This is a genomic window from Streptomyces sp. NPDC006739 (assembly GCF_042869815.1).
GTDB lineage: Bacteria > Actinomycetota > Actinomycetes > Streptomycetales > Streptomycetaceae > Streptomyces.
In genome coordinates this window covers 27,545-51,097 of sequence record NZ_JBIAGM010000007.1, presented here as the reverse complement: position 1 = coordinate 51,097, position 23,553 = coordinate 27,545, and the positions used below count along the sequence as shown (strand labels likewise).

Below are 23,553 nucleotides of genomic sequence, written 5' to 3'. Positions count from 1 at the left end.
GCCGCCTCCTCCGCAGGCCGATGCGCGGGGCGGGCCGGTCCCGCAGAGTCGGGTGCGCTGAGCGCCGTACCGCGAGGCCGCCCCGGGCAGGGGCCGTAGCCCGTACGGCCCTCGTGCGGGGGCCGCGTCAACGCGCGCCACCGACCGCGCCGCGGGTGCTGGCCGGCCGCGCTGGTGGGCGACTGACCGGCCGTGGCGCGGGCAGTCACCGAGGCCTGCGGCACGGCCGCATGCCGAACCGTCTCGCACACGCCTTGACCAAGGGGTACGATCCGCCCCCAACACGGCCCTGGCGCCAACGAGAGGTGACAGTCATGTCCGAAGTCCAGTCGCAGACCGCAGGCATCAAGGTTCAGTACGCCGAACAGGTCGCCGCCGACCTTGAGCGCAACGTCAAGGAACAGGAGCGGATCGCCGCCGAACTGGCGCTCCTGGAGGAGCAGTTGGCCGCGTTGCGGCAGGACCAGTCGGTGCTGCTCGGCGTGCAGCAGGTCCTCGGCAGCGGCGGCGGCGCCGGCCTCGGCGACGCCGGTACGGCGACCGTCCCCGCTCCGCGCGCGACGCCGGCCGCGACGCGCCGGAAGAAGGCGGACGCCGCGCCGTCGAAGCCCAGGAAGGCCGCGGCGAAGAAGGCCCCCGCGAAGAAGGCGAGCGCCAAGAAGGAGGTGACCTCCGCGAAGGAGGTGACTGCCGCGAAGGAGGTGACTGCCGAGAAGGAGGTGACTGCCGAGAAGGAGGCGAGCCCCAAGAAGGAGGCGAGCCCCAAGAAGGAGAGTGCCCAGCCCACTCTCGTCGACGTGGTCCGTCAGCATCTGTCCCAGCAGTCGGAGCCCCGCTCCGCCGCCGAGATCGGCGCGGCCGTCGCCCAGGCCCACCCCGAGCGCAGCGTCAAGACCACGGTGATCCGTTCCACCGTGGAGGGCCTGGTCGCCAAGGGGCTGGCGGAGCGGACCAAGCAGGGCAGTTCCGTCTTCTACAGCGCGACGGCGAACAAGCCGGAACCCGAGCAGGCGCCGGCCGAACCCGCGAGCTGACGGGCGGACCCGGAACAGGAAGTCGTAACCGCCCCACCCGGTGGTGACCGCGGTGCGCGTGCCGAACGGCGTGGGGGCGGAGCGTCTGCCCGGCGGCAGCCGGACACGACCCGTGCTGTCACGCGCCGGCAGGTCGGGCCCGCCGCCACCGGTGCGGTCCGCGCCGCCGGACGGTTTGGCGCCCCGGTGTGCGGGCCTCCACGGCCCGACCCGGTCCCATCGAGGCCTTCATCGCACCTGACGGACCGTCAAGTGCGTGTCAGTGACTGGTCAGTACCTCCGAATACGCTCCGGGAAAGAGCGCTCTCAACGCCCCGGCAGCCGACAGGCCTCATCCACAGGTCGCGCCCGGATTGTGCGAGACGGGTACGGGGAGGCTCGCGGACTCTCTCCACCCCACGAGGACGACCATGCCTGACAACGCCATACAGGACATCTCCTGGCCGCTGACCCGTACCTGCCCGATGGCGCCCCCGGCCGCCTATGCCGAACTGCGCCAGGGGCCGCCCCGCAAGGTCAACCTGCCGGACGGCGGCTGGGCCTGGCTGGTGACCAAGTACGAGGACGTGCGCCAGGCGCTGATGGACCCCCGCTTCAGTTCCGACGACACCAAGCCGGGCTTCCGCGGGCGCATCCAGCTGCCGCCGGACCGGAACATGAACTCCTTCTGGCGGATGGACGAGCCGGAGCACGGCAAGCAGCGCCACATGGTGATGACCGAGTTCACCGCCCGGCGCATCAAGGAGCTGCGGCCCAGGATCCAGGAGCTGGTCGACGATCTGCTCGACAAGCTGGAGCGGCTCCCTCGCCCGCTGGACCTGTTCACCGAGTTCTGCCTGCCGCTGCCGACCCTGGTGATAGCGCGGCTGCTGGGAGTCCCGGAGAGCGACTACCTCACCTTCTCGGAGCAGAGCAGGCTCTGTCTCGCCCTGGACGCGCCGGACAAGGCACTGGCCGCCTACCAGGACATGACGGCCTACCTGCACCGCCTGTGCGAGGAGAAGGAGCGCGAGCCGAAGGACGACCTGATCAGCCGACTGATCACGGACCACGTCCTGACCGGGGAACTGGCCCGCGAGGACCTGGTACCGCTGGTGCGGCTCGTGCTGATCGCGGGGTACGAGACCACCACCAACCAGATCGCGCTGAGCGTGCTCAGCCTGCTCACCGACGCCGAACTGCGCGCGACGCTGCGGGACGACCCGGAGAAGATCCTCCCGTTCATCGAGGAGTCACTGCGTTTCTGGTCCGTCTCGCACGACAACATCCTGCGTCTCGTGGACACGGACATGGAGTTCGGCGGCGCGCGGATGCACAAGGGTGAGGCCGTGATCGTGGCGATCCCGTCCGCCAACCACGATCCGTCGGTGTACGACGAGCCCAGCCGGTTCGACATCAGCCGCGACACGCAGAAGCACGTGGCCTTCGGTCACGGCACGCACCTGTGCCCGGGCGCTCCGCTGGCGCGCCGGGAGATCGAGATGGCCATCACCTCGCTGTTCGCGCGGTTCCCCGACATCCGTCTGGTCGGCGACCCGGAGAAGCTGTCCTTCCGCGACCTCAGCCTCGTCTACGGCCTCAACGAACTGCCCGTCACCTGGTAGACCGAGGCGGGCGACGGGCGAGCGCCTGACGCGTGAGCGGGCCGCACACCCCACGCGTCAGGCGCTCGCCGCGCCGGTCGGTCCTACGGGTATTCGCAGTAGACGGGGCTGGTGTTGGTCTCCACCGGCACGCCCGGGACGGGGCCGTCGTTGGAGCCGCCGCTGACGTACACGGCGCTCACCCAGCCGAGCCAGCCCTGCGGGGAGACGATCTCGACCCAGTAGTGGTTGTAGTAGGAGCCGTCGGACACGCGGTCGCCCCACCTCTGGCAGTACGCGTACACGTCGACGTTGGACAGCCGCTCGGTGGTGGCCACGTCACAGGTGGTGCTGGCGCACTGTCGCACCCGCACCTGACTGGCCCAGATGTGCACGGTGTTGCTCGACGCCGCGGCCTGGGCGGGCCCCGGTGCGAGACCGACCAGGGCGACGAGGCCGAGCACGGCGGCCAGCAGGACCCGCACCGGGAGCGGGCGGGTCATGATCTTCGTGGGCACAGGTGATGCCCCTCTCTTCCTCGGGATGTCGATCACGTCGTGGATGTCGTTCGCGTCGTGGATGTCGTTCGCGTCGTGGATGTCGTTCGCGTCGTGGATGTCGTCAGCGGCAGTCGCCGTCGGTGGGGAGGGCGGGGACGGGCTGGTCGTTGTCGCCGCCGCGCACGTACACCGCGCTGATCCAGCCGATGGGGCCGCCCGCGTTGACCTGGACCCACCAGTCGTTGCGGTACGGGCCGTCCGTCACCTCGCTGCCGGTGCGCTGGCAGAACGCCGTGACCCACCGCCTGCCGATCTGCGCCCCGCTGATCGGCGGACAGTCGGCGGACACCTGCGGGCAGTCCCGGACGTTCACCCCGGTCGCCCACACGTAGACACTCGTGTCGGTGGCCGACGCCCGGGCCGAACCCGAGCACAGCAGGGGCAGTGCCACGGCGGTCGCGACGACACCGGCCGGGACCGCGCGGCGCAGCGCGCGCGTCGTCGTACGAAGGTCGCTCGTCATGGTTCTCCTCATCGACGGGCAGCGGGTGCGCCCTGTCGATGCTGGGACGTGCCGGGCGGCCCCTTCGTATGACCGCCGCGCCCACGGATTTCCGCCGAGGTGACCCCCCGCGCGCCCCGGGTCAGTTGGGGGTGAGCGGGAGGTCGTCCGTGTAGGCGTTGACGGGCTGGGCGACGCTCTCGGTGTGCCGCGCGTCCAGGGCCGCCGCGGCGGCCCTGGTGCCCAGCGCGCCCTGGGGGTGCCAGGTTCCGGTGACGGCCACCCAGCTGTTGGCGGGCGGGCTGTCCGTCCCGTAGACCCGGACCTTGACCGACTGGGAGTCCGCCGCGCAGCAGGTGAAGATGATCCGGGTCAGGTACCAGCCGCCGTCCTGCCCCGACGGGGTGACGAAGCCGGTCATGGTGACGGTGCGGCCCCTGATCGCGCGGGTACGGTCCTGCTGGACCCGGGCGGTGAAGCCGGTCAGGGTCATCGGCAGGGGCGAGGCGGCGGGCAGCGGATCGAACCGTTTCTCCGCCTTGACGGCCTTGGTGGCGGCGCGCGCGGCCGTGTAGGCGCCGAGCGCCGGCGGTGCGTGGAAGAGCAGGCTGAGGGCGGGCAGGAACAGCAGCCAGGCGACGCGCGGGACGGCCGAGTGGTCGTGGCCGTGCGCGTGGCCGCCGTGCTCCTCGCCGTGCCCCCGCTCCAGCACGGCGCCGGCCAGTCCGAGGAGCAGCAGCAGGACCCCCGAGGCGACGAGTGCCGGTCGCAGCCCCTGCTTCACATAGCGCAGGTAGAGGTCGCTGAAGAGGGCGGCGTGCAGCAGGCCCAGTCCGGTCAGGACCAGGAGCAGCGCCTGGACGGGGCGTCTCACAGCAGGGCTCCTCCGATCAGGGCGCTGCAGGCGACGGCCACCACGGTCGTCGCCGTGGAGAAGCGGAGCGCGAAGGCGCGGCCGAAGGTGCCCGCCTGGAGGGCGATCAGCTTCAGGTCGACCATCGGGCCGACCACCATGAAGGCGAGCCGGGCGGTGGGTGAGAACCCGGTGAGCGAGGCGGCGACGAAGGCGTCGGCCTCCGAGCAGACGGCGAGCAGGACGGCGAGCGCGGCCAGGACGAGGACGGAGAGCCAGGGTGAGCCGGAGAAGGTGTCGAGGACCGACCGGGGTACGGCCACGTTGAAGGTGGCCGCGGCCGTGGCGCCCAGCACCAGGAAGCCCCCGGCGTTCAGGAAGTCGTGCCGGAAGGCCCCCTGGAACTCCCGCCAGCGGCTGTGCTCGGGCCGGTGCCCGGTGTGCCGCACGGTGGGGCGCAGCCACTCCGCGCGCCCGAGCCAGAGCCAGAGCCAGCCCATCACGGCGGCGGTGACGAGCGAGGCGAGCAGCCGGGCGGCGACCATGGCCGGGTTGCCGGGGAACGCGACGGCGGTCGCGGTCAGCACGATCGGGTTGATCGCGGGGGCCGACAGCAGGAAGGCGAACGCGGCGGCCGGGGTGACACCGCGCCGGATCAGACTGTCCGCGACCGGCACGGAGGCGCACTCGCAGCCCGGCAGGACGGCTCCGGCCACCCCGGCGACCGGGACGGCGAGCGCGGGGTGTCTGGGCAGCACCCTGGTGAACAGGTCGGCCGGCACGAAGGCGTTGATCGCCCCGGACAAGGCCGTGCCCAGCAGCAGGAACGGCAGCGCCTGGACGGTGATGGCCAGGCAGACCGTGCGCCAGGCCGCGACCGCCGGCTGGTCGACCCACTGACCGCCGGCCAGCACGAGCACGGACACGGCGCCGACGGCGGTCGCGGCCGCCATCACCAGCCGCCACGGCGCGGTACGGCGCCCGGACGGGTCCGCGCAGACGACGGCCGCCCCGCTCACCACACCAAGCGACTCATCCGTTTTTCGCATTTTTGCTCCGGATGTCGGATCGTGTGGCGAAGATAAGCCAAGGGCACGGGGCGGGGCGCGCGTACACGCCGTCACCATGCGATGTCGTCCAGCAGGGCCGCCGGATCCGGTTCCCGGGCGCCGCCCAGTGACTGCTCGGCCCAGATCACCTTGCCGTTCGCCGTGTAGCGGGTGCCCCACTGCTCCGCGAACCGGGAGACCAGGAACAGACCACGGCCGCCTTCGTCGGTGGTGGCCGCCCGCCGCAGCCGGGGCGAGGTGTTGCTGCCGTCCGACACCTCGCAGACCAGGGTGCGGCCCAGCAGGATCCGGACGCCGACGGGTGGGGCGCCGTAGCGGATGGCGTTGGTGAGCAGTTCGCTGAGGATCAGTTCCGTGGCGAACGACGACTCCTCCAGCCCCCAGTCACCCAGGCGGCGGCCGACCTCCGTGCGCACTCGCGAGACCGCCATCACGTCGGACGGCACCTCCCAGGTGGCGACCTTGGACGGATCGAGCAGCCGGGTGCGGGCCACCAGCAGCGCCACGTCGTCCCCGGGACGCTCCGGCAGCATCGTCTCCACCAGGGCCCGGCACGTGTCCTCCGGTGTCCGGCCGGAGTGCGCCACGGCGGAGCGGAGCATCTCCAGGCCCTCGTCGATGTCCCGGCCGCGGTCCTCGACCAGACCGTCGGTGAACAGGACGAGCCGGCTGCCCTCCGGCAGGTCCACCTCGGTCGTCTCGAACGGGTGGCCGCCCACCCCGAGCGGCGGTGACAGGGGCGGCTCCGTGAGGGTCACCCGCCCGCCGGGATCGACCACGACGGGTGCGACGTGCCCGGCACGGGACAGGGTGCAGCGACCGCCGACCGGGTCGTAGATCGCGTACAGACAGGTGGCACCGGTGACCTGCGCGCTGTCGTCGTCGCTCGCCGTCTGGGTGTCGAGATGGCTCACCATCTCGTCCAGGTGGCCGAGCAGTTCGTCCGGGGGCAGGTCGAGGGAGGAGAAGTTCAGCACCGCCGTCCGCAGCCGGCCCATGGTCACCGCCGCGTGCAGCCCGTGCCCGACCACGTCGCCGACCACCAGCGCCACCCGGAAGCCGGGCAGCGGGATGACGTCGAACCAGTCGCCGCCCACACCGGACTGCGCCGGCAGATACCGCCAGGCCATCTCCAGCGCGTCCTGGTCCGGCAGGTCGCGCGGCAGCAGACTGCGCTGCAGCGTCACGGCCATCGCGTGCTCGCGGGCGTAGCGGCGGGCGTTGTCGATGGCGACCGCCGCCCGGGCCACCAGTTCCTCGGCGACCGCGACGTCCTCCTCCTCGTACCTCGGCGAGCCGCTGCAGCGCCAGAAGTCGACCATGCCGAGCACCACGCCCCGCGCCCGCAGCGGCACCGCGATCAGCGAGTGGATGCCGTACTCCAGCACCCGTCGCGCCCCCTGCGGGTCCTGGGCCCGCCAGTCCTGGGCCGCGTGCAGGTCCGGGACCAGCACCGCCTTGCCGCGTTGCAGCGCCGCCGCCATCGGTGTGTCGGCCACCACGAACTGGATCAGGTCACCGACCGGCTGCAGCGGGTCTCCCGGCTCCGCCCCGTGCAGCGCGGTGCGCCGCATCCGCTTGACGGCGCCCGTGGGCTCCTCGCCGCGCAGCACGGCGTCGAGCAGTTCCACGGTGACGACGTCGGCCATGCGGGGGACCGTGACCTCGGCGAGTTCCTCGGCGGTGCGCCGTACGTCGAGCGTGGTGCCGATGCGTACGCCCGCCTCGTACAGGAGCGTCAGGCGGCCGCGGGCCGTCCGGGCGCGGCCGGAGAGCGCCGTCAGTTCCGTGGTGTCGCGGAAGCTGGCCACCAGGCCCGGCGGGCCGCCGTACGGCCCGGTGAGCCGGGTGCTGACCGCCAGCAGCCGGTCCCCGGCCGGGAAGACCTGGTCCGACACGGCCTCGCTGGACGCCAGCAGCCGCGCCAGGTCCTGCGCCAGGCCCAGCTCGCCGACATGCCGCTGGTCGGCGTCGGCCGGGAGGTCCAGCAGCCGGCGCGCCTCGTCGTTGGCGAGCAGCAGCCGCCCGTCGTCGCCGACGATCAGCACGCCCTCGCGCACCGCGTGCAGCACGGCGTCGTGGTGCTCGTACATCCGGGTCATCTCGGCCGGTCCGAGCCCGTGGGTCTGCCGGCGCAGCCGCCGGCTGACCAGGGCGGTACCGCCGGTGGCCAGGGCGAGCGCCAGCCCCGCGGACCCCAGCACCACCGGCAGCTGCCGGTTGAGCATGTGCCCCACGGTCTCCACCTGGATCCCGGCGCTGACCATGCCGACCACCCGGCGGCTCGGGTCCAGCACGGGTACGACCGCGCGTACCGCGTTGCCGGGCCGGCCGTGGAAGGTCTCGGTGAACGCCTCGCCCGCCGCCGCCCGGCCGACGCCCTGCGCCTTGGTGCCGATCAGGCGCGGTACCGGATCGGTGAGCCGCACCCCGTCCGGGCTCAGCACGGTGATGAAGTCGACGCCGGCGGCGCGCCGCGCGTTCTGTGCCGCCGGCTGCAGCAGCGCCGTCGGATGGGGCGAGCGCAGGGCGAGCGCGGTGCCGGGCGCGTGCGCGAACGCCTCCGCGGTGGCCAGTGAGCGGTTGGTCGCGGCCTGCTCGCCGTCGTAGCGCCCCTGGAGCACCAGGGCGGTCGTGGCCGCCAGGACGAGCACCAGCACGATGACGACCTGCAGCAGGAACACCTGGGCGGCGAGCGTGCGCAGGCTCAGGGCCGGCGCGAGGTGACGCCCGGGTTCTTCCGGGCGTCCTCGACGACGGGACGGATCACGTGACCACCGGTGACCGAGCGGTGGCACCGCTTCGGTCCGGGACCGGCGGGAACGTCCGATCATGCTCCCAGTTCTAGCATTGCGTTTCCCCCGGATGCGACCGGTATGCCCCGCTTGGTACCCCGAGGCCCGCCGACGCGCCGCCCCGCTTATAGGACATATCACTTTGAATCATGTGTCATTCAGTCATGCATGCACTTACGCGGCGCACCTTGCTCAGTGCCTCGATCGCAGCCACCGGCCTCGGAGCCCTGACCGCCTGCTCCGGGTCCGGTTCGCACACGGGGCCCGGACGCCACCCGGGCTCGGGAGCCGAGGGCGGGAGCGGCGGCGGCTTCGTCCCCAGGGGCCCCGGGGGATTCGTGCACCCCTCCGGGCCCCAGGTGATCGCCGCCGAGAGGAAACGCGGCACCGGCCCCCTGCGCAGCTTCACGCTCACCGCGGCCGAGACGCGGATCGACCTGGGCGGACGGACCGTCAGGACCTGGGCGTACGGCGACTCGCTGCCGGGCAGGGAGGTCCGGGTGAACGCGGGCGACCTCCTCGACATCACCCTGGCCAACCACCTGCCCGTGGAGACGACCATGCACGCGCACGGGGTGCGCATGCGCTGCGACATGGACGGCGTACCGGATCTGACACAGAAGTCCGTCCGCCCCGGCGAGCGGTTCGGCTACCGCTTCGCCGTGGCGCACCCGGGCACGTACGTGCTGCACTCGCACGTGGGCCTGCAGCCCGACCGCGGCCTGTACGCCCCGCTGATCATCCAGGACCCCAGGGAACCGCTGGCGTACGACAAGGAGTGGGTCCTCGTCCTGGACGACTGGCTGGACGGCGTCGGCGGCTCCACGCCCGACGGCGTGCTGACGCAGCTGCGGGGCGGCAAGGCCGCGCCGATGGCCATGGGCACGGGGCACGGCGGCGCCCCGTCAACCGGGCCCTCCCGGATGCTGCACGGGGGCCGCAGCCGCATGCTGCACAGCGAGGGCGGCAGCGTCGCCTACCCGTACTACCTGGTCAACGGCCGGGTGCCCGCCGCGCCGTCGGTCTTCCGCGCCCGCCCCGGCGACCGCATCCGGCTGCGCATCATCAACGCCGGCTCCGAGACCGCGTTCCGGGTGGCGCTGGGCGGTCACACGATGACGGTGACGCACACCGACGGCTACCCCGTCGAGCACACCAAGACCGACACACTGCTGGTGGGCATGGCCGAACGCTACGACGTGCTGGTCACCGCCCAGGACGGCGTGTTCCCGCTGGTCGCCCTCGCCGAGGGCAAGAACGGCCAGGCACTCGCCCTGCTGCGCACCGGCAAGGGCAAGTCCGTCCCGGCGCCGGACGTGCGCCCGGACGAGCTGGACGGGGAGTGCGTCCCCGCCCGGCGCCTCGTACCGCAGGAGCAGGTGGCGCTCGGCGAGCGGCACGCCGACCGCGAGATGCGCATCCGGCTCACCGGCGGCATGCGGAAGTTCGACTGGGGCTTCGACCACCGGCCGTACTCCGTCGAGCAGCGCCACCCGGTCCGGGAGGGCGAACGGGTCCGGCTGACCCTCATCAACGCGACGGACATGTGGCACCCCCTGCATCTGCACGGCCACACCTTCGCCCTGAACGGCCTCGACTCGGTCGGCACCCGCAAGGACACCGCGCTGGTCCTGCCGCACCGCAAACTCGTCATCGACTTCATCGCCGACAACCCCGGCCTGTGGATGCTGCACTGCCACAACCAGTACCACTCCGAGTCCGGCATGATGACGGTCGTCGGCTACCGCACATGAGGAACCGCACGTGAGGGCGTCACCCCCGCGGGAACGGGCGACGGCCGGACCGCCTTGCCTGCGCGCGGCGCGCGGCGCAGTCTGGTCCTATGGGTGCACCCCACGGCCCCACGCTCATCGCGTCCGTACAGCGGGCCCTTCGTCTGCTGGAGGCGGTGAGCGCGCACGAGAACGGCGCGCCGGCCAAACAGCTGGCGCGGGAGACGGGCCTGCCCCTGGCCACGGCCTACCACCTGCTGCGGACGCTGTCCCACGACGGCTACGTACGGAAACTCGACGACGGCGGATTCGTCCTCGGCGACAAGGTGCAGGCACTGCACACCGCGGGCCGCGACCAGGCACTGCTCAGCCGGGTCCGTCCCACGCTCGCCGCGCTGCGGGACGAACTGGCGACCGCCACCTACCTCACCTTCTACGAGGACGGCGAGATCCGGGTGGCCGAGATCGTCGACGGCCCCAGGACACCCCGGGCCGATCTGTGGGTCGGGTTCGAGGACGCCGGGCACGCCACCGCGCTGGGCAAGTCGGTGCTGCGGGAACTGGACGACGACGCCCGCCGGGACTACCTCAGCCGGCACACCCTCGCCGATCTCACCCCGCGCACCATCACCAGCTCCCCGGAGCTGCTCCGGCGGGTGGACGCGTCCCCCGTGGCGCCGGCCGTCACGGACCTGGAGGAGTACGCTCTGGGCACCGTGTGCGTGGCCGTACCCGTCTACTGCGGGGACACGCTCGGCTCGCTCGGTGTCTCGCTGCCGGCGGACCGGCTCGCGCGCATCGAGGAGATCCGGGCGCGGCTGATCCCGACGGCCGACCGGGTGACCCGGGCCCTGTCGCTCACTATCTGAAATCCGTCTCCTTGTGACAGCCCCGCCTATTCCGTTTCCTGGATAAAACGGACATGCCGAACGTGCACCGCGCACACAGGTGAGGATTGCGGACAAGACATGAGTCAGGCCCGAGACCGGAGAGGCGCCGCCGCACGGCTGGCCGCCGGTACGCCCGTACTGCCCGTGCTGCTCGTCTGCGTCGTGGTGATCGTCGGCCTCCTCGGCGCGGCGGGGATGATCTGGCTGCCGCTGCTCACGGCCGGCCCCGCGCTCGCCGCGGCCACCAACGGGCCGCGCGGAGTCCTCCGGGTCGGTCTGCTCGCCGTGGTGCTGGGCGCGGTGCTCGGAGCCCGCGACGGCGTCCCGGGCCACGAACTGGCGGCCGCACTGTCCGCCCTGGTGGCCGTCACTCTGCCGAGCGCCCTGGCCAGCGCCCTGCGCGGGCGCCGCGAGCGGGTCCTGGCGGCCGTCCGCTCGGTCGCGGAGGCCGCCCAGCACGCGCTGCTCAAGCCCGTACCGGCGCGGGTCGGCCCGTTCCAGGTGGCGGTCCGTTACAGCGCCGCCGCGGCCGAGGCCCGGATCGGCGGGGACCTCTACGCGCTGGTGCCCACGCCGTACGGGGTACGGCTGATCGTCGGCGACGTGCGCGGCAAGGGCCTGCCCGCGGTGGGGACCGCGGCGCTGGTGCTCGGTGTCTTCCGCGAGGCCGCCTACGACGAGCCCGACCTGCTCGCGGTGGTGGACCGGATCGAGCGGAGCCTGGCCCGCAACCTCGGCAGCGACGACTTCGTCACCGCCGTGGTCGCCGGCTACCCGCGGCCGGGGCACATGGAAGTGGTCAACTGCGGACACGCGCCGCCGCTGCTGGTCCGCGCGTCCGGGAGCATCGTGGCGGTGGAGTCCACCCGGGCGGCCCCGCCCCTCGGCCTGCGCGCCCTGTCGGGCGAGGTCCCCGGCCTCCAGGTGCTGCCCTTCGCCGACGGTGACCAACTGCTGCTCTACACCGACGGCGTCACCGAGGCCCGGGACCACGGACGGCGGTTCTACCCCCTGGCCGAGGGCCTGGCACGCCATGTGTCCGACGAACCGGCCCGCACCCTCGGGGCGCTCCACAACGAACTCCTGGCGCACGTGGGCGGACGGCTGCACGACGACGCGGCGCTGCTCCTGCTGCGCAAACCGGCGCCGGACAACGCTCCCGAGGGCCGCCCGGACGCCCCCGAGGGGGCGGCGGAGCTGGAGCCCTGCACGCTCACGCCACGACGAGATCCGCCCATCGGGTGACTCCGCCGGCGTGCACACGGCTGCCGTAGCGGGTGGCCAGCGCGTGCACGATCTGCTCGCCCCGGCCGTGTTCGTCCGGGTCGATGCCCTCGGGCGACCGGCCGGCCGGAAGCGCGGGTCCCGCGTCGGTGACCTCGACGCGCAGGACGCCGACCGTGTCGCCCCGGACCCAGGTCAGCCTCAGCTCCGCCGGGGGCAGGGCGTGGATCATCGCGTTGGTCAGCAGTTCGGAGACCACCAGCAGCGAGTCCTCGACGATGTGCGCGGGTACGTCCCAGTCGCCGAGGACGACCCCCGCGCGTCGCCGCAGGGCCGGGACGGCCCCGGCGACGGGCGGCAGCCGACAGACGTGTTCGACCGCCTCCTGGACCGTCGTGTTGAGCTGTACCGTCATCTGCTCTCCTCCGGTGAGCGCTGCCGGCCGGGTGCCGGACCTCAGCGCGCACTGCCGGGCTTCAGAGGACATTAGGGAGTAAAGGGAGCGGGGTCAACGAATCGTGGTCGGCATTGCCGAACGCCGCGGTCGATGGCCGGGGGAACACCGCCCACCAGCCGCTCACCTGCGGGAAGACCGCAGGGAAAGCGGTCACGGCGCGGCGGTAATAGGCTCGCTTCATGGCCGGCCCAGTCCAGTCGATCGAACGGGCGGCGGCGATCCTGCGTCTGCTCGCCGGCGGGCCGCGTCGGCTCGGACTCGGTGAGGTCGCGGCCTCGCTCGGGCTGGCGAAGGGCACCGCACACGGCATTCTGCGCACCCTGCAGCACGTGGACTTCGTCGAGCAGGACGCGGCGACCGGCAAGTACCAGCTCGGAGCCGCGCTGCTGCACCTCGGCACCAGCTATCTCGACGTCAACGAACTGCGCTCGCGCTCCATCAACTGGGCCGACGCCCTGGCCGCCCGCAGCGGTGAGGCGGTCCGGCTGGGCACGCCCCTGGAGGGGCGGGTCCTCGTCGTCCACCATGTGTTCCGGCCCGACGACACGCTCCAGACCCTGGACGTGGGCTCGCTGCTGCCCCTGCACGCCTCCTCCCTCGGCAAGGTGCTGCTGGCCTTCGGCACCGCGCCGTTCGAGTCGGCCCTGGAGTCGGGCCTGGAGGCGTACACCCGGCACACCCTGGTCGTCCCCGAGCAGCTCACCCGGGCACTGGGCGAGGTCCGGGAACTCGGGTGGGCGGCGGAGGTCCAGGAGATGAGCATGGGCGAGGCGGGCGTGTCCGCGCCGATCCGGGGGCACGGGGGCCTGGTGGTCGGCGCCATCGGGCTGTCCGGGCCGGTCGAGAGGATCTGTGACGGTCAGGGCCACCCCCGGCCGGCCCTGATCACCCTGCTGCGGGAGGCCGCACGGGCGATCTCCAGGGACTTGGGGGCGACGCGCTGGTGACCCCGCCGCCCGCTCCCCCGTCGGAAGGCAGACCCGGTCATGGTTGAACGGTATGTAATGTCCATCGATCAGGGCACCAACTCCACCCGATGCATCCTGTTCGACCATCACGGGCGGATGGTGTCGGTCGCCCAGAAGGAGCACCAGCAGCATTTCCCGAGGCCGGGCTGGGTGGAGCACGACGCGGTGGAGATCTGGCGCAATCTGCGGCGCGTGGTGCCCGAGGCACTGTCCGAGGCCGGGGCCGGCGCGGACGACGTCGCCGCCGTCGGGGTGGCCAACCAGCGGGAGACGACGGTGCTCTGGGACCGGCGGACGGGCGAGCCGCTGGGCCGGGCGATCGTCTGGCAGGACACCCGCACCGCGCCGCTCGTGGAGGACTACAGACAGCGGCCCGGAGACGAGTTCTTCGTCGAACGCTGCGGCCTCGCCCCGTCCACCTACTTCTCGGCGCTGCGGATCCGCTGGCTGTTCGACCACGTCAGCGGCCTGGAAGAACGCGCCCACGACGGCGAGGTGCTGTTCGGCACCATGGAGAGCTGGCTGATCTGGAACCTGACCGGCGGCACGGACGGCGGCCTGCACATCACCGACCCGACCAACGCCAGCCGCACCATGCTGATGAACATCCGCACGCTCACCTGGGACGAGGAGCTGCTGGCCTTCTTCGGGGTGCCCCGCCCGATGCTGCCCGAGATCCGCTCCTCCGCCGAGACCTACGGCGCCGCCCGTGACGTCCTGCCCGGCATCCGGATCGCCGCCGCCCTCGGTGACCAGCAGGCCGCCCTGTTCGGCCAGACGTGCTTCTCCCCCGGCGAGGCGAAGTGCACGTACGGGACGGGCAGCTTTCTGCTCCTCAACACCGGCACCGACGTCGTGCGCTCCCGGCACGGACTGCTCACCACCGTCGCCTACAAGATCGGAGACCAGACGCCGGTCTACGCGCTGGAGGGCTCGATCGCGGTCACCGGCTCCCTGGTCCAGTGGTTCCGCGACCGGCTGGGGCTGATCAGCAGCGCCCCGGAGATCGAGACCCTGGCACGGACGGTGGAGGACAACGGCGGCTGCTACATCGTCCCCGCCTTCTCCGGTCTGTTCGCCCCCCGCTGGCGCAGCGACGCCCGCGGGGTCATCGTCGGCCTCACCTCCTACATCACCAAGGGCCACCTGGCGCGGGCCGTACTGGAGGCCACCGGCTGGCAGACGCGCGAGGTCGTGGACGCGATGAACGCCGACTCCTCGGTGCCGCTGAAACAGCTCAAGGTGGACGGCGGCATGACGTCGGACAACCTGCTCATGCAGTTCGTGGCCGATGTGCTCGACGTGCCGGTGGTGCGGCCCATGGTCGCCGAGACCGTCTCCCTCGGGGCGGCCTACGCCGCCGGGCTCGCCGCCGGCTACTGGCCGGACCTGGAGGTCCTGCGCGGCAACTGGCACCGGGCGGCCCAGTGGCTGCCGGACATGGACCCCGAGCGGCGGGAGTCGGAGTACGACAACTGGCGGGAGGCCGTCGAGCGGTCGCTGGGATGGATCAGGCAGCCCCGGGCGGACGCGGGCTGAGCGGGACGCCGGTGTCGCGCGCCCGCGCCCGCCACGGGCTCAGAACGCGGTGTGCGTGAACCAGCGGTCCAGTACGTCGAGTTCACCCGAGACCTCGAAGGCGCTCCCCTGGTACGACCGCCGCCCGTAGAGCAGCAGCAGGAGGTCCGCCGCCTGCCCCCGCACCGCCGCCCGCGGCTCGGCCGCCGCACCGCCGTCGGCCGTCGGCGCCACCAGGCCGAAGCCGTCCGGCTCCAGCCGCACCCGCCACTCCTCGCCGTCCCCTCCGTCCGGGTCCGCGCACCGGAACGCGATGGTCTCGCCGTCTCCGTTGAGCTTCGACACGGCCGGCGCGAACAGGCCCGCGTACGGCAGGTTGACCAGGAACTCGTCCACCCCGTCAGCGGCCAGCTCGGGGTCGACGGCCGACTCCCGGCCCACGGCGTGCTCCGCGTCCACCCGGTGCACCAGCGTCTCGAACAGCATCCGGCGGGCCCAGAACCGCGCGTGCCCGTCCTCGCCCCACACCCACATCGCCGCCTCGGGGTCGGTGGCCCGCAGTACGGCCGCCACCTCGGGCACCCCGGCCGCCACCCAGTCCGCGTACTCCCCCGCCCGCTCCGGCAGACCCAGCTCCACGTCCCTGCTGCGCGGCGGCTCCTGCACCAGCCCGGTCAGCAGCTTGCCGAACCAGCGCTGCAGCGAACCCACGTGCCGGGCCAGGTCGGCCAGCGTCCAGTCGGGGCAGGAGGGCACGGGCGTCTCCGGGTCCGCGCCGTCCACCACCTCCGCGAAACGCAGGGTCTCCCGCTCGATCGCCCGCTGGTAGGTGCCGTAGGGAAGGGGGTGCTCCGCCCGGCCCGTCGTCTCCATCTGCTGCCTGCCCTTCGGGCCTCGTCGCCGACCTTGTCAGGGTCAGTGTGGACGCTGGAGTCCACTCGAAGGCAAATCCATGCACCATGAAGATGTCCGTGCGCCGTCCGGTCGGGCCGAGCCCCGCCTCGGCCCTGCGCTGTGGGCACAGTACCGGTGCGCTCGCGGGCAAGTCGCCGTGGTGTTTCGCTCTTAGCGTGCGGTTCGACGCAACCGACGACCACACGCGACATTCCGGGAGAACGCCATGTCCGAGACCAACGAGCCGGTCAAGCCGGTCCTCGAACCCGCCGCGCAGGCCTTCGTCGAAGCCACCGCCAACCCGCCGTACCTGTTCGACCTCACGCCCGCCGAGGGCCGCAAGGCGGTCGACGAGGTGCAGTCGGGCGAGATCGAGAAGCCGCCGGCCGACGAGGAGTGGGTCACCGTCCCGGGCGGTCCGACGGGCAGTGTCCGGGCGCGCGTCGTCAGGCCGGCCGGCGCCCAGGGCACCCTGCCGGTGATCCTCTACATCCACGGCGCGGGCTGGGTGTTCGGCAACGCCCACACGCACGACCGGCTGGTGCGCGAACTCGCCGTCGGCGCGGGCGCCGCCGTGGTATTCCCCGAGTACGACCTCTCCCCCGAGGTCCGCTACCCGGTCGCCATCGAGCAGAACTACACGGTCGCGAGGTGGGTCGTCGAGCAGGGCGCCGCCAAGGGCCTGGACGCCTCCCGGCTGGCGGTGGCCGGCGACTCCGTCGGCGGCAACATGACCGCCGCGCTGACCCTGATGGCCAAGGAGCGCGGCGACGTCCCGCTGGTCCAGCAGGTGCTCTTCTACCCGGTCACCGACGCCAACTTCGACACCGGCTCCTACCACCAGTTCGCCGAGGGCTACTTCCTGCGCCGCGACGGCATGCGGTGGTTCTGGGACCAGTACACGACCGACGAGGTCGAACGCGCCCACATCACCGCCTCCCCGCTGCGGGCCAGCGTCGAGCAGCTGGCCGGGCTGCCCCCGGCGCTGGTCGTCACCGGCGAGGCGGACGTGCTGCGCGACGAGGGCGAGGCGTACGCGAACAAGCTGCGCGAGGCCGGGGTCGCGGTCACCGCGGTGCGTTTCCAGGGGATCATCCACGACTTCGTGATGCTCAACGCGCTGCGCGGGACCCACGCCGCCGAGGCGGCGATCACCCTGGCCGTCGACACGCTGCGCACCGCGCTGCACGGGAACTGAGCGCCATGGCCCGGCGAGGGATCAGCCCGCTACCGAGATCCCGGCCGGCCGGACGGCGGCGGGGATCTCCTGTTCGGCCCAGATGATCTTTCCGTCGGCGGTGTGGCGCGCGCCCCAGCGGTGGGCGAGCTGGGCCACCAGGAAGAGCCCGCGGCCGCCCTCGTCCGTGCTGCGGGCATGCCTGAGCCGCGGGGCGGTGCCGCTGGCGTCGGCGACCTCGCAGGTCAGCCGGGCGTCGCGGAGCAGCCGCAGCCGGATGGGTGGCTCGGCGTAGCGGACGGCGTTGGTGACCAGCTCGCTCACGATGAGTTCGGTCGTCATGGCCAGTTCACCGAGGCCCCAGTCGGCCACCTGGCGGGTGGCGCGGGCGCGGAGGTCGGCGACCGCGGCCGGATCGGGAGGCACGTCCCAGGAGATGACGGCGTCGGCCGCGAGGGAGTGGGCGCGCGTCAGCAGCAGGGCGATGTCGTCGGGCTGGGGCACCGGCACGAGCTGCCGCACGGCCGAGGCGCACAGGGCCGTGAGGTCCTCCTCGCCCCCGGCCAGCAGCCGTCCGAGCCGGGCCATGCCCCGCTCCATGTCGCGGTCGGTGCCCTCGATGAGTCCGTCGGTGTAGAGCCCGAACAGGCTGTTCTCGGCCAGCTCGATCTCGGTGGCCTCGAAGGACATGCCGCCCAGCCCGAGCGGCGGTCCGGCGGGGATCTCCGGGAAGTAGGCGTGTCCGTCCGGTGCGACGACGACGGGCGGCGGATGTCCGGCCCGGGCCATCGAGCAACGCCGGGTGACCGGGTCGTAGACGGCGTACAGACAGGTCGCGCCGATGAAGGTGGCCGTGCTCCGGGCGGCCCCGCCCCGGCCGGTCTCCTCGTCGCCCAGCCGCAGCACGAGGTCGTCCAGGTGGGCGAGCAGTTCGTCGGGGGGCATCTCCATCTCGGCGAGGGCCTGCACCGCCGTACGCAGCCGTCCCATGCTCGCCGCCGCGGTGATGCCGTGTCCCACCACGTCGCCGACGACCAGGCCCACCCGGGCTCCGGACAACGGGATCACGTCGAACCAGTCGCCGCCGACCCCGCCCGTCGGGTCCGCCGGCCGGTAGGAGGAGACCACCTCCAGTGCCGTGCCGCCCGTCAGGGCGTGCGGCAGCAGGCTGCGCTGCAGGGTGACCGCCGCCGTGTGCTCGCGGGTGTAGCGGCGGGCGTTGTCGACGCACACCGCCGCCCGGGCCACCAGTTCCCGGGCCAGCAGGACGTCGTCGGGTCCGAAGGGGACCGGGTTGAGCGAGCGCGCGAACGTGGTGAGGCCGAGGGTCGTGTTGCGTGCCCGCATCGGCGCGGAGATGAGGGAGTGCAGGCCGAACTCGCGGATGCGGGCGGCGCGGGCGGGCTGGTGGGTCACCCACACGTCGTCGGCCGGGTCGAGGACCGGGATGAGGATCGGCTCGCCGTCGGTGAGCAGGCTCGCGTCGTGGTGCGGGGGGAGGAAGTCGACTCTCTCGCCGACCCGGGCGACCGCCTCGGGGCAGCCCTCGCGCACCGAACTCAGACCGGCGCGCCGCATCACCGGCCTGGCGGGCGCCGGCCCCGCGTCGGTCAGCCATGTCCCGTGGCCCTCGCTGCTGAGGACGGGCTCCAGCAGGTCGACGATGACGAAGTCGGCGAAGCGCGGGACCGCGAAGTCGGCCAGTTCCTGGGCCGTGCGCAGCACGTCCAGGGTCGTACCGATCCTGGTGCCGGCCTCGTTGACCAGCGCCAGCAGCCGGCGGGCGGCCCACCGCTCGGTGACGTCCAGGACCATGTAGCAGACCCCGGTGACCGCGTCGTCGGCGTCCACCAGCGGGAAGAAGGAGGTGGAATACGCGTGGTGGCGGTGCGGGTCCGCCCAGCTCCATCCCAGGTACTCGTAGTCGGTCACCGGCACCCCCGTCGCCAGGACCTTGCGCATCAGCCCCTCCAGGGCGTCCGCCTGCAGTCCGGGCAGCAGCTCGCTCAGCCGGCGCCCGAGCCGCTGCTCACGGGGCACGCCGCCGAAACGTTCCAGGGTGTCGTTGAGCCACACATAGCGCAGGTCCAGGTCCATGACGGCCATGCCGACCGGTGAGCGGGTGAGGAACCCGTCCAGCACGGACTGGCCCACGGCCTGCCGCTGCTTGCGCTCGCGGGCCGACACCAGGAAGCACTCGCCCGCGCCGATCCGGAAGGACGCCGAGACCCGCAGGTCCACTTCGACGGGCCGGCCGTCACGGTGCCGTACCGGGATGAGCCCGCTCCAGCCCATCCCGGCCCGGCACCGCTCGGCGATGCCGGTCACCCGCACCGGGTCCCCGGGCATGGCCAGCAGGCGCGCGGCGGAGCCGCCGACCACCTCCGGAGCGGAGTAGCCGAGGAGCGCCTCGGCCGCCCGGGTCCAGCCGACCACCTCGCCGTGCGCCGAGATCACCGCTGCCGCGTCGCTGGACGCGTCGAAGAGATCACGCGGTCCCACGGGCGAGGGCGCGTCGGCACCCTCTCGCGCAGATTCCATCTCTTCCTTCCTCTACACCACCATGTTCCTGCTTGTCCGCCCGGTCCGCACGGGACCCGTCGGGCCCGGGGTTGGGCCGGGCGGAGCGCAGGGGGCAGCATGGAGGTACCGGTCGACGGCGCTTCGGCGTGCGGCCGCGGCTGGAGGTGGATCTGGGATGGCAGTGGATTCCTTCCGGGCCGGCAACGAGGAGCACGACCCCGGCCGGCCCCGCCCCACCGGCCTGCTGGACATGCTGAGCGTGGCCGCCGTGGCCCTGGACGCCAACGGGCGGATCGTCTTCTGGACCCCGCAGGCCGAGGACCTCTTCGGCTACGCCGCCGAGGAAGCGCTCGGCAGGCCCGCGGCGCGTCTGCTCATCCACCCCGAACATCTGCAGGCCGTGGTGAGTCTGTTCACCGAGGTGATGTCGACCGGCCGGGGCTGGGCCGGCGCCTTCCCCATCCGGCACAAGGACGGCACCACCCGCCTGATGGAGTTCCGCACCATGCGCCTGCTGGACGACCTCGGGGACGTCTACGCGCTGGGCATCGCCGCCGACCACACCCTGCTGCAACGGGTGGAGACCGACCTGGCCCTGTGCGAGCGGCTGATCAACCAGTCCCCGATCGGTCTGGCCCTGATGGACCCCGACCTGCGGTACGTGCTGGTCAACCCGGCGCTGGAGCGGATCGACGGCATCCCGGCCGAGGACCACGTCGGCCGTCATCTGCGCGAGACGCTGCCCTTCCCGGACGTGGACACGGTCGAGTCCGCGCTGCGCCAGGTGCTCACCACCGGCACGCCCCTGCTCGACCAGTACCACGTGGGCCGCCCCCCGGCCGACCCCGACCACGAGCACGCCTGGTCGCTGTCCTTCTACCGGCTGGAGGATCCCGGCGGCCGGGTCCTGGGCGCGGCCGCCTCGGTCGTCGACGTCACCGAGCGGCACCGGGCGGCCGCGGAGGCCGACCGGGCCCGGCGGCGGCTGGCCCTGATCGCCGACGCCTCCACCCGGGTCGGCACCACCCTGGAGGTGGAGCAGACCGCCCGCGAACTCGCCGACATCGCCGCGCCGGTGCTCGCCGACGTGGTCGCCGTGGACGTCCTCGACTCCGCGCTGGCCTGCCGTCGTATGCGCAGACCGGACAACGGTCCGGAGCTGTTCCGCGCGCTCGCCCTCAAGGCGGCCCACCCCACCGTGGCGCTGGGCGCCGCCGACCCGCCCGGTGACCTCGCCGCCTACGAGGGGGACCGCCTGGTCACCCTGTGCGTCCACACCGGCCGCCCGGTCCTCGTCGAGCACGTCGGTGAACGCGATCTGCCGCGCATCGCCCGGGACGCGGAGGCCGGCGCGCTGCTGGCCCGGGCCGGCGTCCACTCCTATCTGGCCGTGCCGCTGATCGCCCACGGCGAGGTGCTCGGTGCCCTCGACCTCAAGCGCACCCGCAATCCGGTGCCGTTCGACGAGGACGACGTCATCCTGGCCGGCGAGCTGGCCGGACGGGCGGCCGTGGCCATCGACAACGCCCGCTGGTTCCAGAGCGTGCGCAACACCGCGCTCACCCTCCAGCGCAGCCTGCTGCCCGACCACTCGCCGCACCACACCGGTCTGCAACTCGCCTCCCGCTACCAGCCCGCGCAGGCCACCAGCGAGGTCGGCGGCGACTGGTACGACGTCATCCCGCTCGACGACGAGAAGACCGCCCTGGTGGTCGGCGACGTCATGGGCAACGGCATCGACGCCGCCGCCACCATGGGCCGGCTGCGCACCGCCACCTGCGCCTACGCCGAGCTGGACCTCGCCCCCGGCGCGGTGCTCCAGCACCTGGACCGGATCACCTGCGAGCTGGAGCACTACATCGTCACCTGCGTCTACCTGGTGTACGACCCGCACAGCGGGCAGTGCCGCATAGCCAACGCGGGTCACATGCCGCCCGCCCTGGCGCGCCCCGGTGGCCCGCCCGCCCTCCTGGAGCTGCCGGCCGGGGCCCCGCTCGGTGTCGGCGGCGTCGAGTTCGAGGAGGTCACCGTCGACCTGGCACCCGGCGACCTGCTGGTCCTGTACACGGACGGCCTGGTCGAGTCCCGGCGCCAGCCCATCGACGACCGTCTCGACGTCCTGCTCGGCTTCCTCGACGACCCCGGCAGGCCCCTGGAGGAGATCTGCGATCTCCTGCTGTACGGGCTGCGCCATCCCGACGACCACGACGACGTGGCCCTTCTCGTGGCCCGCGCGTTGTAGGGCCGGTCCGGCGGTCCGGCATCGGCTTGGTGACCGGCCCGCGGTGGTGCGACGCTGGTGGAGGGGTCTTCGAGGAGCGGAACCTGGAGGGCCGATGGGACGGGATGTTCCGGCGCTCGTCTTCACCCGCGAGGACCGCCGCCGGTACCGGATCAAGATGCAGGAGTGTCTCGACGCGTTCGCGCAGATGCTGCGCGAGTCACGGTTCGAGTCGGAGCGTCCCCAGGTCGGGCTGGAGATCGAGCTGAACCTGGTGGACGGCCGTGCGGAGCCGGCGATGCGCAACCTCGACGTGCTGGAGGCGATCGCGGATCCCGCCTGGTCCACCGAGCTGGGCCGGTTCAACCTGGAGATCAATGTTCCGCCCCGCCGGCTGACGGCGGGCGGCCCGGACGCCTGGGAGTCGGAGATCCGCTCCGCGCTGAACCACGCCGACCGGCGCGCCAGGTCGGTCGGCGCCCGTCTGATCATGATAGGCACCCTGCCCACGCTGCGGGAGGAGGACGTCGGGGAGGCGGCGCTCTCGGAGAACCCGCGCTACCGGCTGCTCAACGACCAGGTGTTCGCGGCCCGGGGCGAGGACCTGCGCATCGAGGTGGACGGCGTGGACCGGCTGCGCACCTACGCGGACACGATCACTCCGGAGGCGGCCTGCACCAGCACCCAGTTCCACCTCCAGGTGTCCCCGGAGAGCTTCCCCGGCTACTGGAACGCGGCGCAGGCCATCGCCGGGGTCCAGGTGGCGCTGGCGGCCAACTCGCCTTTCCTGTTCGGCAAGGAGCTGTGGCACGAGACCCGTATCCCGCTGTTCGAGCAGGCCACCGACACCCGCCCGCAGGAGATCAAGGTGCAGGGGGTACGGCCCCGGGTGTGGTTCGGCGAGCGGTGGATCAACAGCGTCTTCGACCTCTTCGAGGAGAACCTGCGCTACTTCCCCGCGCTGCTGCCGCTGTGCGACGAACAGGACCCCGCCGAGACGCTGGACCGCGGGGACACCCCCGAACTGGGCGAACTGACGCTGCACAACGGCACCATCTACCGCTGGAACCGGCCGGTCTACGCCGTCGCCCACGACCGGCCGCATGTGCGGGTGGAGAACCGGGTGCTGCCCGCCGGGCCGACCGTCGCCGACACCCTCGCCAACGGTGCCTTCTACTACGGCCTCACCCGCGCGCTGGTGGACGAGGACCGGCCGGTGTGGTCCCGGATGTCGTTCTCCGCGGCCGAGGACAACCTGCACGCGGCGGCGCGCGGCGGCATCGAGGCGCTGCTGTACTGGCCGGGGATGGGTGAGGTGCCGGCGTCCGAACTGGTCCTGCGCCGACTGCTGCCGCTCGCCCACCGCGGTCTGGAGCGCTCCGGCATGGACGAGGCCTGGCGGGAGCCGCTGCTCGGCATCATCGAACAGCGCTGTGTCGCGGGCCGCAACGGAGCCGTCTGGCAGAAGGAGATGTTCCACCGCGTCGACGGCTCCACCCGGTCCGGCCGGCACGAGGCGCTGCGGCGCATGACGCAGCTCTACATCGAGTACATGCACCTCAACGCCCCGGTGCACACCTGGCCGGTCGACTGACGGCCAGCAGGCCCGGC

At 72.7% G+C, this 23,553-nt stretch carries 18 protein-coding genes; 10 read left to right on the top strand and 8 right to left on the bottom strand.

Annotated features, from left to right (window positions below):
• Positions 1–314: 314 nt before the first annotated feature.
• Positions 315–1,034 carry a hypothetical protein gene (locus ACFYMM_RS16365; RefSeq protein WP_388386814.1) on the top strand — a complete coding sequence of 240 codons (720 nt, stop codon included), beginning with the start codon at positions 315–317 and terminating at the stop codon, positions 1,032–1,034.
• 410 nt (positions 1,035–1,444) lie between these two features.
• Complete coding sequence (locus tag ACFYMM_RS16360) at positions 1,445–2,638, top strand: cytochrome P450 (protein WP_388386812.1); 1,194 nt, start codon at positions 1,445–1,447, stop codon at positions 2,636–2,638.
• A gap of 83 nt (positions 2,639–2,721) precedes the next feature.
• On the opposite strand, the gene ACFYMM_RS16355 is transcribed toward ACFYMM_RS16360, so the two are convergent.
• The 5 genes from ACFYMM_RS16355 to ACFYMM_RS16335 form a co-directional block, all read right to left on the bottom strand.
• Positions 2,722–3,135, bottom strand: coding sequence for a hypothetical protein (locus tag ACFYMM_RS16355; RefSeq protein WP_388386810.1), 414 nt, complete (start codon positions 3,133–3,135; stop codon positions 2,722–2,724).
• A 103-nt stretch (positions 3,136–3,238) separates the two neighbouring features.
• A complete protein-coding gene (locus ACFYMM_RS16350; protein WP_388386808.1) occupies positions 3,239–3,640 on the bottom strand; it encodes a hypothetical protein in 402 nt (133 codons plus the stop codon).
• Positions 3,641–3,761: 121 nt separating this feature from the next.
• Positions 3,762–4,493: a TIGR03943 family putative permease subunit gene (locus ACFYMM_RS16345; RefSeq protein ID WP_388386806.1), complete on the bottom strand. Its 732-nt coding sequence runs from the start codon at positions 4,491–4,493 to the stop codon at positions 3,762–3,764.
• Positions 4,490–5,521 (bottom strand): permease, encoded by a 1,032-nt coding sequence (locus tag ACFYMM_RS16340; RefSeq protein WP_388386804.1) that lies wholly within the window; start codon positions 5,519–5,521, stop codon positions 4,490–4,492. Before ACFYMM_RS16340 ends, ACFYMM_RS16345 begins: the two co-directional genes overlap by 4 nt.
• Before the next feature lie 71 nt (positions 5,522–5,592).
• Positions 5,593–8,376 carry a SpoIIE family protein phosphatase gene (locus ACFYMM_RS16335; protein ID WP_388386802.1) on the bottom strand — a complete coding sequence of 928 codons (2,784 nt, stop codon included), beginning with the start codon at positions 8,374–8,376 and terminating at the stop codon, positions 5,593–5,595.
• Positions 8,377–8,501: 125 nt separating this feature from the next.
• Here ACFYMM_RS16335 and ACFYMM_RS16330 point away from each other — a divergent pair, with 125 nt between their 5' ends.
• From ACFYMM_RS16330 to ACFYMM_RS16320, 3 genes are all read left to right on the top strand, one after another.
• Complete coding sequence (locus ACFYMM_RS16330; RefSeq protein ID WP_388386800.1) at positions 8,502–10,091, top strand: multicopper oxidase family protein; 1,590 nt, start codon at positions 8,502–8,504, stop codon at positions 10,089–10,091.
• A gap of 89 nt (positions 10,092–10,180) precedes the next feature.
• Positions 10,181–10,939: an IclR family transcriptional regulator gene (locus tag ACFYMM_RS16325; protein ID WP_388386798.1), complete on the top strand. Its 759-nt coding sequence runs from the start codon at positions 10,181–10,183 to the stop codon at positions 10,937–10,939.
• Positions 10,940–11,038: 99 nt separating this feature from the next.
• Positions 11,039–12,205: a PP2C family protein-serine/threonine phosphatase gene (locus tag ACFYMM_RS16320; protein ID WP_388386796.1), complete on the top strand. Its 1,167-nt coding sequence runs from the start codon at positions 11,039–11,041 to the stop codon at positions 12,203–12,205.
• On the opposite strand, the gene ACFYMM_RS16315 is transcribed toward ACFYMM_RS16320, so the two are convergent.
• Positions 12,174–12,599 (bottom strand): ATP-binding protein, encoded by a 426-nt coding sequence (locus ACFYMM_RS16315; protein ID WP_388386794.1) that lies wholly within the window; start codon positions 12,597–12,599, stop codon positions 12,174–12,176. The genes ACFYMM_RS16320 and ACFYMM_RS16315 overlap by 32 nt on opposite strands.
• Positions 12,600–12,820: 221 nt before the next feature.
• Between ACFYMM_RS16315 and ACFYMM_RS16310 the strand changes: the two genes are divergently transcribed.
• Together ACFYMM_RS16310 and glpK are read left to right on the top strand one after the other, a co-directional pair.
• Positions 12,821–13,588: an IclR family transcriptional regulator gene (locus ACFYMM_RS16310; protein WP_388386792.1), complete on the top strand. Its 768-nt coding sequence runs from the start codon at positions 12,821–12,823 to the stop codon at positions 13,586–13,588.
• Positions 13,589–13,627: 39 nt separating this feature from the next.
• Complete coding sequence (gene glpK / locus ACFYMM_RS16305; RefSeq protein WP_388386790.1) at positions 13,628–15,148, top strand: glycerol kinase GlpK; 1,521 nt, start codon at positions 13,628–13,630, stop codon at positions 15,146–15,148.
• A 39-nt stretch (positions 15,149–15,187) separates the two neighbouring features.
• Here glpK and ACFYMM_RS16300 read toward each other — a convergent pair whose 3' ends face one another.
• A complete protein-coding gene (locus ACFYMM_RS16300; protein WP_388386788.1) occupies positions 15,188–16,000 on the bottom strand; it encodes a maleylpyruvate isomerase family mycothiol-dependent enzyme in 813 nt (270 codons plus the stop codon).
• Between the two features lie 247 nt (positions 16,001–16,247).
• On the opposite strand from ACFYMM_RS16300, the gene ACFYMM_RS16295 reads away from it, so the two are divergent.
• Complete coding sequence (locus tag ACFYMM_RS16295; RefSeq protein ID WP_388386786.1) at positions 16,248–17,219, top strand: alpha/beta hydrolase; 972 nt, start codon at positions 16,248–16,250, stop codon at positions 17,217–17,219.
• A 21-nt stretch (positions 17,220–17,240) separates the two neighbouring features.
• Here the strand turns inward: ACFYMM_RS16295 and ACFYMM_RS16290 are convergent, their stop codons facing one another.
• Positions 17,241–19,739: a SpoIIE family protein phosphatase gene (locus tag ACFYMM_RS16290; RefSeq protein WP_388386784.1), complete on the bottom strand. Its 2,499-nt coding sequence runs from the start codon at positions 19,737–19,739 to the stop codon at positions 17,241–17,243.
• A 157-nt stretch (positions 19,740–19,896) separates the two neighbouring features.
• Here ACFYMM_RS16290 and ACFYMM_RS16285 point away from each other — a divergent pair, with 157 nt between their 5' ends.
• Together ACFYMM_RS16285 and ACFYMM_RS16280 are read left to right on the top strand one after the other, a co-directional pair.
• Positions 19,897–21,963: a SpoIIE family protein phosphatase gene (locus tag ACFYMM_RS16285; RefSeq protein WP_388386782.1), complete on the top strand. Its 2,067-nt coding sequence runs from the start codon at positions 19,897–19,899 to the stop codon at positions 21,961–21,963.
• Between the two features lie 94 nt (positions 21,964–22,057).
• Positions 22,058–23,536: a glutamate--cysteine ligase gene (locus ACFYMM_RS16280; RefSeq protein WP_388386779.1), complete on the top strand. Its 1,479-nt coding sequence runs from the start codon at positions 22,058–22,060 to the stop codon at positions 23,534–23,536.
• The last annotated feature ends 17 nt before the right edge of the window (positions 23,537–23,553 follow it).